This is a genomic window from Yersinia proxima, from assembly GCF_902170785.1.
In the GTDB taxonomy this organism is placed as follows: Bacteria; Pseudomonadota; Gammaproteobacteria; order Enterobacterales; family Enterobacteriaceae; genus Yersinia; species Yersinia proxima.
In genome coordinates, this window is record NZ_CABHYG010000018.1 from 1 (window position 1) to 10,613 (window position 10,613).

Below are 10,613 nucleotides of genomic sequence, written 5' to 3' on the forward strand. Positions count from 1 at the left end.
TAGTAGTACCATCAATCACCTTATTATCACTTTTTCCTATATTTAAGATAATACTTTGAATAAAGTCACTGCCTGAATAGGAGTAAAAAACAAAGGTCAAAACAAAAATCAACAATATTAAATATATAAACTCAACTCTTTTTTTAGTGTTTTTTTTTAACCAATGTAAAAAACATAGCTCGACCGGCAGACTGTTCTATTGGCAAAAGAGATGTGGCGCTATTACTTTCACATTCCATAATCATAAAAAAATCATTTATTGTTTTGTTTTCATTTGATAAAGGTTGTATTTTAAGGGTGTGACTCATCATAAATCCGACCTTAGGGACAGTAATAATAAAATTACCAACCAGGCCTATATCATTAAAACTTTTTCGTAATCTACTGACACATTGATTTAGGTTGTTGTTATTGGCAGTTAAACCAAATTCTTCCCATACTTTAAAAAAAATCTTTTCTCTCGTGACTGTTTGACCATGATATTCAATCAAAAGAAGCAATAGTCGTCTGGCTGGGTTAGATATGATAATTACGTCATCACAATAATCGTTTAAATAGAGTGTGGACTTTTCTTCATCGAACAATACTTCATCATTTATGACATAAATCATATATTTATTTACCTTATTACTTACGATATAAAATATCTTTATATTATCTAAAATTTGTGGCTGTCAATAGTCTTTCGTGAATTTTTTTAATTTTGCAATGTAAGCAACGCAAAAAACAAAACAACTTGTTTTTTATCAATTTTTATTTTCGTTTTATTAGTAATTTGGATAATAAAAAAGCCAATAGATCAATTGGCTTTGTTGAACAGATAATGATTGGTTTTTACTAATTTATTTTTTGTAATCTAATAGGGCCTTACCGAGTAAGGCCCTAACATATTAGATCAGATGTGGTGCTACTGTATCAACAAACACACCTGTTACAACAGAGACGCGCTCTTGCCCATCACCTGGACGGTGAGTGGAATAATAGAACGATCCTCGAGCATTATCGATCCCCTCGAGTACTGGCCACTCGATCTCGATAGCAATCCCCATATCTCCCTCTGGATCTAAATTTTCTGCTGTAACAGTACCTGACTTAATAAGCAAATCAGTTTTTAAAGTACCATCCATTTCCGTCAGTTTTAGATGTAACTCATAGGTGTCATTAATCATCATGTCATTCCCAGCACTAGTAGGAATAAACATTTTCACGCCTTCATAATACGCCATTTCATAATTGATAGTATTACCTACCAAATTTGTAATTAAAGGACGCAATAAAGTTGGCGCAGTATTCACTCCCGCTTTGACCGTAATAACGCGCGCCGGTGAATATGTGGTATTTCCGGCAAGATCAGTGATGCTATAGAATACATGATAGAGGCCATCAGATAATGTTTGCGATACTGGCATAGCATTTGATACGTCGATAATCCAAGGGAAGTTATTACCCATATAAAAACGGTTAAGGTGATTTGTTTCCCAATAGAAATCGAACACCCAACCTGGAGCAACATCAAATGGCGGGACAATCATCGCCTGGATGCCATTTGCCAAATCGTATTGATCGATAACATCATTATCAGAGTTACTCACATAAGGAACGGCAATGGCGGGATCATAGTAATAGATAATAGTGTCAGCCGTATTACCAGCAGCCTCTGCAGTAACAGTCACACGACCATTAACTGAATCTCCATTACTTAGTATGGCCGTTGCCTGGCCATTGTCATCAGTTTCTGTAACGTCAGCGACAATTGTATGGCCTCTTAACGGCTCTATGCTCCAGTCGACCGGGACACCCGCAACCACAGCCCCCAACTCATCCGTTACAGTTAAGGTTAACAATACTGAGGAGTTAACAATACTGGGATGATTGTTGTTTGCAATCAACAGTAAATTATAATCACCTTGTGGCGGCACTACTGGCTCAGTAAATGGAATGATATCAGAAGTTACCGGCTCGGCATCTTCTGCACTTGCAGTCACTGTCACATCACCTGCGGCAGAACTTTTCAGCGTATTAATGGCTAAACCATTTTCGTCAGTGGAAGTGGTAGCACTACCTAATGTGGCCCCCGCCCCCGAAACTGCCCATGATACTTCCATATCAGCCACCGGCGAACCTTCCTCATCGGTATAGTTGATGCTTAAATTGATCAGTGTTGTATCATCTGCTGGTGCTGTTGCTGGCGAGAATGATAATGCGCTTAAAGATGCAGCCCGTGAATTTTTCTTAGTCATAATAGTTTAATTCCTTTATTAAGGGACGAGTCATTATCCACAGATAAAGCCAGCCCCTTACAATTAAGTAATGTATTTAAATAGTGATAACTTCAAATAACATCAGAAAGTTTTTCAATACTGTTTTATATCATTTTTAACTACTTTTTATTTATTATTTAATATCTACCTCCAGAGGGATAATCAATACAATATAAATTTGCATACTAATAGTGATTAATATTAATCCGTTCGTAAGCACCAATGAGTCTGTAATTAACTAATGATTTTTTTCTGCAACGGTTGAGCATAAGAAATATGGCCCGCAACTCCTGTAGGAACATTACTTTGTGTTCCGCTCGGTGCCGCCCCCCATACACTCACAGTGCCATCATTGCCTAAGGCTGAAAATGAGGTTGCACTACTGGTGACAGAGCGAATATCACGTAAACCAGTAACTTTGCTGTAATCACCACCATAGTTAGCATATCCCCATGCAACCACACTGCCGTCAGCTCTTAATCCGCAGAATGCATAGGCAGTTGCACTTAAGCTAATGATATCGCGTAGATTTCTTATCGTTTCAGGAACAGAAGCACCATATGGCCCGTATCCCCAGGCGACAACGCTGCCATCAGTACGTAATGCAGCAAAGGCATATCTTGTTGAAGCCAGGCAAACGATATCTCGCAGTGAGCTTATTGCTGCCGGAACACTACCACCATAATTCGTGTCCCCCCAGGCTGCTACACTGCCATCCTGACGCAAAGCCGCAAATGCTGATTGTGTTCCCTGAATATGCGTGATATCCCTTAAATGACTAACAGCACTGGAGTTGCCACCATAACTGCTGTATCCCCAAGTCACTACACTGCCATCCAGACGTAAAGCGGCAAATGCTGCATGTGTTGAATTCAGGCGGGTAATATCACGTAGCACATTGATCGCCCCGGGAACGCTTCCGCCATAATTTACATCCCCCCAGGCGACGACACTGCCATCAGAAGTCAGAGCAGCAAAGGCATATCGGGTAGATGCGAGCTTAATCGCATTTCTTAGCTGACTAACACTCGAGGCATTACCCCCTTGTGAAGTATTGCCCCAGGCAGCGATACTGCCATCAGCACGCAGCACCGCAAACGCCGCCCCTGTTGCAGCCAGTGCAGTAATATCGCGTAAAGAAGCAACAGCACTACTCACTACCCCACCGTAACCAGATTCTCCCCAAGCGACTACACTCTTATCCTGTCGGATAGCGGCAAATGCTTTCCAGGTCGCATTCACACTGACAATATCTCGTAATGTACTTATTGCACCAGGAACTGTACCGCCAGCGCCACTGTACCCCCATGCAACCACACTATGATCGTCTAAGCGGGCGGTGATAGCGTTATAGCTATAGGTCTCATGCGCCGTACCGATAACATTAGCCGGACGCAAGCGCTCTATCTGGTTACCCACTGAAACAATTAATGTTTTCTCTGGGGAAATATCCGTAAATCGCTCCCCCTCAATACTGCTGTTCTCACCTTCATATTGCCAGCGTGCATTTAAATAGCCGCGTGTTGATTTATTCAAAGCCGCCAGTGCTTGTTGACCAGGGCCAAAATCATAAGCAACGGGCGTTCTCCCGCCGACAACCCACAGATCACCCGATGAAACCTGCGAACGAATATTATAAATTGTAATATCAGAGGTTATCGTCGACGTGCCACTGTAGCGGGTCAATTCATAGCTCACCAAGGCTCGACCATCCAGATAAGTGGTTATCTGGGTGCGAGGAATTCGGGCTTCCACATACCCCAACGCTGCTTCACTATTGGTGACTACATGCAGAGCGGGTTTATATAAGCTCCCAGCATTCCCCTCTTTGTCATAACCTTGCCATAAAGCCTGTAGCACATCACCGCCATGAAGCTCAGGATAGCGAATATGAATATGGGCATAATCAATAATATTCGCAGGGTCAATATCACCTTCAACAGCCTCGATCACAATAGGGGCTGGCAGACCCAATGGTTCTCCTACTGAGTAGGTTTGATGCAAAGATGTTCTTTCGCTATTATTCGTTTCAACCTGATACCACACTTCGACCTGACCATTGTCATAAGGTACAACAGCGCTGGCGGAATAAAGGGTGAATGAGATCTGTCGGCCAACCATACTGGCCGGAACGTGCAAACCGTCATGTAATATCACACCAGGAGTACCATCAGCCTTAATACCTTTCCAGAAATACGTCAGCAGATCACCGGTCGCCATCTCAGGATAAACAGGCACTGTCAGTGTCACCACCTCATCAATTTCATCAAGATCCAGAATACCGTCGATTGCTTCCTCAATAATAGGAGGAGGAAGAATATCGCCAACACTATTGCCAACAACCACATCAGTGGTCAAAGAGTTGATATTATTGACGGAGTATCCAAGCGTTAAAACACCACCATTGTTATATGGCACTAAATAGTTAGTTACATTGACAGAAAAAGAGATCATATTGCCAACGTCGGATAATGTCACGATATGTGAGGGACGAGTTACCGGCCCTGAATTACCATCCGCCAATATCCCCATCCAATTCAAAACAATGACATCGCCATCTTTCATATTCTCATATGGAGAAATATCAACGTGTACCGTACCCGTACTAATACTATCAGGGTTGATTTGCCCCAAATTAGCTTCACGCAAAGAAGGGGCAGGATATTGCTGAGCAGTGTGACCAAAAACAGAAATAGCTTGATCCATTACGCTGGCATCTTTATTAAGAATAACGGTAATAGTTACACTTTCCTCAACGGTGTTAGTGAAATAAGCGGTATAACGGCCAGTCACATTTGTTTGAGCTGACAATACCTGTGTTCCATCCGTAAACTTGGCATGACCAGTGATAATAAATAAAAGATTTTCTCCAATAAGAAGTTCCCCATCACGCGATAGCGTAGCAGTGGCGCTATTCTTATCTATCCCGTTAGCACTGGCACCAGACTCTGCGGTAATGGATAGTTTATAATCCAACGCAGAAATTTCATCATCTCTTTTAATATTCATATATATCAGACCTTATAAAAGACACTTCACTTATTTATGGAATAACAAATGGAATACCTGATGAGGAATGAAAATCCAAATAAAGCAACGGTTATCAGTAATGTTCTTCGTTCCATTAGCTATTAAGATAGTTGTTTTCATATTGAATATCCAACGTTATTCAGCCATTTCAATAACGAACTTTTAAGCTATTCGATATTTTATTCCATCCATATTTACTTAAAATAGTTTATAAGGAAATCACTCTTCATCTCTTAATGTGGTCAAGGGCAGGAAAATAATATTCTCTTCTATATATGAACCAGAGGCTTCAGGTAAGGAAAGAGATACACGCACTGCTTCTGCAACACTGTTCGCTATATCGACAGTGGCTGAATGGTCATCATTAAGGAGAATTGTGGCAGTTTGTCCGTTATAACCGATAATGCGAGCGCTACCTGAAACGCTAACCTGCACCATAGTTATTGCGACCCTGCCACTTTGCGCTTCAGTTTTCAAATAATAAGAATTGGGGGTTGTGTTATTATTCGGAGCACCGGTTGTATTGTTTACCGCTAAAATTTTTCCGTTACCCACTCGATAAGGCCCAAAAGATATACTCTTAGTTATGCTAATTTCTGGATGGTCTGGTTCATAAGCATTAACGCTGACACCGCCAATGCGGGATGAATAAATGCCAAAATAGCCAAACCCATATTCGTTTAATACCAAGGTATACACGCTACTATTATTTTCATAGAACAACGCGCCACCATCCACTGATACAGTCACTCGTACTCCCGGTTGCCCTAAAAGCACACCGCGATTGAGTGGCCTGACATTAATCGTTTGTGGTTCATACATCGCAGCCCCGGTAGTCATCATGAGAGAAAGGCCGGTTGCAGAAGGTACAATATTCATAGTTACCTCAGTGGTTGGAGAGTTTGCTATGCCACCAGAAGTAGACATATAAGTTGTACGATAAGATGCAATGATTTTTCCGTTATTGCCGACAGATAACAATATTTCTGCCGGAATTAATGCCTCAATATAATTCTGGATGACATTGGCACCAGTCACATCTAATGTTGCCGAAAAACTAGCCTCTGGCACCCTATTACCATTTTGATCTATACCATCAAGTGTAAAGACAACCATATCCCCAATGGCTAAACCAGCATAACTGGCACGAATCGTTGAACCGTTATGGACATTAATGCTGTCGCTGGAGATAATATTGTTTACAGCATAAGGGAAGATGGGGGCGGGTAGGATTCCATGTACATTATCAATATTAGCTATAGCTAATGTTGAACGTAAATAACTATCATTTTGATTTCTTACATCATAATAACAGTCAATTCGCCCAATATTAATTAGTTGTGCAATGCTATAGTCAATGATAAAAATGATCGTCTGAGCACTAATATCCTCTGCAGTTACAGTATGTTGTAATTGACCTACAGTAGCAGATAAGTGGCCACCTAATTGATTATAACCATCCCATTTTAGTGTTAACGTATCATTAACTGATATTGAATCGGTTAGATTAACCTGTACAGCTATGCCATCAATCATTACATCCTGAGTTAACCAACCATCGTTGATGTCAATATACACCGGTGGCGGTAAGGTACTAGCGGTAACTGCTATATTGACATATGCAGTATGCGATAGTTTTACAACTGACGAATTGGCTTTTTTTACACGATAAAAAGCTGTTGCATTACCATTACCGATACTGAAAATATAGGGGGCTGGAACCTTTATAGTTATCCCTGTGATCTCTGTTACAGAACTCACTATTTCCGTCACAATAAATTGTGACTCTGGGATCAACTGATTATTTACAGAGCCATTAAATATAATTTCAACTTCATCGCCAGCCACAATCTCCGCATTTTTTCCAATATAAATATCTGAACCATTATTTTCTATCACACTCAATTCAGTGATAACGTTCGCGGTATTTTTATTTATAAAAACCGGTGCGTCTAAAGTTCCTGTATCATCACGAGCGATAAATACTCGAACTTCTGGAGCTAAGGATAAATTACCCGATAAGTCAGTCACACTATAATCAGCAATATTAATCCCATCAGGTGCAAGATCTTTAGGTATATGAACAAGAAGAGGGAGTTCCCCCGAAGATAATCCAACCAATACTTCCTTTACCGCACGATTATTCCATCGTACACGTATAAAATCTCCATTTTGCTCATCAACATACCGAGGAATAGAGATTAACACACCATCGCCAGAGTTAAGGGAGTCACCTGATATTACGCCATCTTTCATTTGTGGTAAATTAGGGGCAGTTAGACTCATTTAGAATATCCTTTTATAAAGGCTGTTCAGAAATAAAGTATATGTTAACTGTTCAAATGAGGTGGTACTGTATCAATAAACACGTCAGTTGAATGTGATAACAATGCGTGGATAATGCCTGGTTTAATTATTTTATAATAGAACTCTCCTTTCACATTATCAAAACCTTCAAGTTTTGATAATGGTATTGTATAAATTACTTCCTGGTTATTGTTTATAATCGTTCCCTTATTTATTTCTATGGGTAGCCCAATTGACTCTCCTGCCAATGTTGATACTTTAAGTTCAACAATATAGGTGTCTCCCGGTTTTATTTCAAAAGGGGATGTGGGGATAATAATTAAAACACCCTCGATAGCCATATCTAAATTAATCGTATCACCAATAATATTTGCTAGCTGTGGTCTGGGTAATGTGGGTAAAACCCTGTATCCACCAATAACTTCTATTGTCTTAGGTGCCGAATAGGATATATTGTTAAAAATATCATGAATTTCATAGCGAATAATATAAATACCATCTGACAAAACATCCAGTGGATTAAAACTATTACTTACATCAATAATCCAAGGAAGATTTGAACCATCATAGAAACGACTCAGCGAACTATTTCCCCAATAAAATCTTATCAGATCACCCGGTTGAGCATTCAAATAAGGACGGATCATTGCTTGTACGCCCTGTGCAATATCATATTCATCTAAAATGCCATCATCAATAGCATTAGGAACTAAAACCTCAGGGAAAATATGTGCATTAAAATAACGAATAAGTATTAACGCTGATATGTCAGTATTTTTTATATTTACTGTGACACCTACACCACCATAGTTAGTGTGCATTAAGCTATTGCGCGCCATACCGATAGCATTGGTTTTTCCTTCGTTGATAGTGAGAAATCCGTCAGTTGTAGACCAGATGATATCAATATTATCTATTGGCTCATCACCATCATTCTGAACATAGCAGTTTAACTCGACCATATCTCCCGGAGCTGAATCCTGAGGTATAGCCACCAATTTGAGAAAATTATTTTGTTCAAATGAATTAAATATTACATTAGCGCTGCCAAATATTTTTGGGTTGCTATTTAATGTTGCTGTAACTGTAGCTAATCCTGCAGTTACACTCTGTAGAGTAATATCCGTTTCACCGTAAATATTTGTTCTAGTAGTATTGGATGACAATGTTCCACCATTTAAATCAACCATCCAATTTACAACTATTTCAGGTGTTGGGGTGCTGATTAAATTTAATCCATCATCGTAGAATGCAGTAAATTTTACTCGTGCATTACCATCAGCTAATGCGTTCACTGCGGCTGGCATTACGGTGATGCATTCAATAGAAGGACAGATATCTTTCATACTTATGTTCCTTAATCATTACTATTGCTGACTTATCGCAAAAAAAACAACTACGTATACACATCACAGGCAAAAAAATAATTATGTAATCAGATTTTTTTAGGGGAAAGAGTTGATAACTATTAGTATTATTAATCTTCACTCACCCTAAATTCAATTTAATAAATATTCTATAATTAGCCCTATGTATAACCCTGACTTAGTCACTTCATAACTGTACCGAGTTATTTTTCTAATCGTGGTAGTAGTATTTGCATCATCACCCCTGATGCAAATAAATTATACATTTGTATTTGATCTTATGAAGAGATATTGCAGTTAAAAAATACGTTCGATTTGTTATATCGATAACCAATCATCAGATATCTATATCTCTCACGTATCTAGAATTTACGACTAAGAGTACATACTTTTGTGGATAAAAATATCAAGAAAATAGAAAAGCAAAACAATGCGGCATAAATCATTGATTTATCGCATTGTTTTTATTTGTTTTCCATGAAACACGTGAGGTGAAATTAAATATGTGATTTAAAGACAGGACATAATAAACCAGAGATAAAACCTGGATGAATCAGTCGGCCAAAATAAGTCGTGGATCTGGCAGTTAAACACGTTATTTATACTAACACCATCAAGTTTAACATAACCCATGCACTCATTCGTAAGCATACTTGGCAAGTAAGAGATTGAATTCAACGTTATTAGATAAACCAAGACTATTCATCAAAACCCTTTTGTGACCACTAACTGTCTTAATGCTCACACATAAATGCTCAGCTATCTGTGTTGCATTTAATCCATTAATAAACAAAAGTAGTATTTCAGACTGTCTTTTTGATAGTTTTGTAAATCCATCACAGATAGTTCTGAGTTTTTTATTTGAAGTATAAAAAACTTTACCTTTCGCATTAAACGTTTTTTTTATTTCATTTAAAGTCGATTTTTTAGATATAATTACATTTTTTTTACCATAGGTATGGTGTAAAAAAGAACATATCTTATCTTGTGGTAAAAAATAATATAAAATACCATTAAACTTGTAAGAACCCTCATTCAATAAGTGCAACATCTGATTCTCACAGCCTTCAATAATTAACTTATCGTATTTTGAAAAATCAATCTTCCTATCTAATTTAATACGTGAATAATGAATAACATCATAATAGCATCCATCCAAATTTAATATTGAAACCAACCCTTGAAAAGTGTACTGGCACTTGTATACTATCAACGTCTTCATGATATAAAAACCCAATATTGGCAAAAGAATTAATAGTTATTCCTTAGCTACAGATTGTTACTGCATATAAAAATAGGTGAGTAAACAGTACTAAATAAATATCCTATTTCATCGATCTTATCTATTTTATAAAACAAATCTTTTTTATTAATTGGGAATCCAGGAATGTCTATATCTACTGGGAAGTCATCTCCATTATAAATTACTTTATCTCCATTGCTTAAATTATATCTATTGCCGCTTACTTCGTATGAATAATTTAATAATCTGGATATTTTATAGCGTTTCCTTTCAAAATAAACATCTCCGCTTATTTTTATACCTATTTTATTATTTGGTTTAAAAAATAGAGATAATAACGTATTCATCTCAAGAGATTGTTCTCTATCAACTAATGAATAAACCAGGTCTGCATGGCAAAGAGTG

General features: G+C 38.2%; 7 protein-coding genes. All 7 read right to left on the bottom strand.

What is annotated here, in order from left to right; all coding sequences use genetic code 11:
* Window positions 1-143: 143 nt before the first annotated feature.
* Complete coding sequence (locus tag FTB31_RS18815) at window positions 144-611, bottom strand: winged helix-turn-helix domain-containing protein (protein WP_077174217.1); 468 nt, start codon at window positions 609-611, stop codon at window positions 144-146.
* 279 nt (window positions 612-890) lie between these two features.
* On the bottom strand, window positions 891-2,240 hold the full coding sequence (locus FTB31_RS18820) for an Ig-like domain-containing protein (protein ID WP_050075952.1): 1,350 nt from the start codon (window positions 2,238-2,240) through the stop codon (window positions 891-893).
* Between the two features lie 255 nt (window positions 2,241-2,495).
* Window positions 2,496-5,270, bottom strand: a complete 2,775-nt coding sequence (locus FTB31_RS18825; RefSeq protein WP_050075950.1) for a hypothetical protein — start codon at window positions 5,268-5,270, stop codon at window positions 2,496-2,498.
* 240 nt (window positions 5,271-5,510) lie between these two features.
* Entirely contained in the window at window positions 5,511-7,577 is a 2,067-nt protein-coding gene (locus FTB31_RS18830) for a hypothetical protein (RefSeq protein WP_077174218.1), read from the bottom strand.
* A 44-nt stretch (window positions 7,578-7,621) separates the two neighbouring features.
* On the bottom strand, window positions 7,622-8,944 hold the full coding sequence (locus tag FTB31_RS18835; RefSeq protein WP_050075948.1) for an Ig-like domain-containing protein: 1,323 nt from the start codon (window positions 8,942-8,944) through the stop codon (window positions 7,622-7,624).
* Between the two features lie 658 nt (window positions 8,945-9,602).
* The gene (locus FTB31_RS18840) at window positions 9,603-10,187 is read right to left on the bottom strand and encodes a LuxR C-terminal-related transcriptional regulator (protein ID WP_050075947.1); all 585 of its coding nucleotides are present in this window, start codon (window positions 10,185-10,187) and stop codon (window positions 9,603-9,605) included.
* A gap of 47 nt (window positions 10,188-10,234) precedes the next feature.
* Window positions 10,235-10,613 (bottom strand): hypothetical protein (locus FTB31_RS18845; protein ID WP_227731696.1); only part of this gene is annotated, 379 nt, incomplete at its 5' end.

Excerpts from the sequence above, each read along its gene's own strand:
- FTB31_RS18815 (WP_077174217.1), bottom strand. The coding sequence starts at position 611 with ATGATTTATGTCATAAATGATGAAGTATTGTTCGATGAAGAAAAGTCC.
- FTB31_RS18820 (WP_050075952.1), bottom strand. The coding sequence starts at position 2,240 with ATGACTAAGAAAAATTCACGGGCTGCATCTTTAAGCGCATTATCATTC.
- FTB31_RS18825 (WP_050075950.1), bottom strand. The coding sequence starts at position 5,270 with ATGAATATTAAAAGAGATGATGAAATTTCTGCGTTGGATTATAAACTA.
- FTB31_RS18830 (WP_077174218.1), bottom strand. The coding sequence starts at position 7,577 with ATGAGTCTAACTGCCCCTAATTTACCACAAATGAAAGATGGCGTAATA.
- FTB31_RS18835 (WP_050075948.1), bottom strand. The coding sequence starts at position 8,944 with ATGAAAGATATCTGTCCTTCTATTGAATGCATCACCGTAATGCCAGCC.
- FTB31_RS18840 (WP_050075947.1), bottom strand. The coding sequence starts at position 10,187 with ATGAAGACGTTGATAGTATACAAGTGCCAGTACACTTTTCAAGGGTTG.